Here is a 295-nt window from a genome sequence, read left to right on the forward strand (position 1 = left end):
CCTTCCATTGAAGGAGTTTTCGGCGCCATCAAAGGTTCTCGCGGTGGAAATCAATTTTTGACAAAAGGGATTGAAAAGGTTTCCCTTGAATGGTCGGAAAGATGTTCCGCTCACAATATTGCTAAGCTCTGCGGTTTTCGATATATTTGATTTTTCAATCGAAGGCCGTTTTACTACAATTCGCAAAAAGAAAAAGGAACCCAATGCAATTTAGGGCGGAATCAGGAGAGATTCTCTGTTTTTCTTTTTCAACAGGCTCCCAAAAATCAGGGCGGGGCGCGCGGCTTTCACAGAG

The 295-nt window shown here is 43.7% G+C and carries 1 protein-coding gene; it reads left to right on the forward strand.

The window, feature by feature from the left end:
• Positions 1–150 (forward strand): transposase (locus JWG44_RS12725; protein WP_205273489.1); only part of this gene is annotated, 150 nt, incomplete at its 5' end.
• Between the last annotated feature and the right edge of the window lie 145 nt (positions 151–295).

Source organism: Leptospira ainazelensis, from assembly GCF_016918785.1.
Taxonomy (GTDB): domain Bacteria; phylum Spirochaetota; class Leptospiria; order Leptospirales; family Leptospiraceae; genus Leptospira; species Leptospira ainazelensis.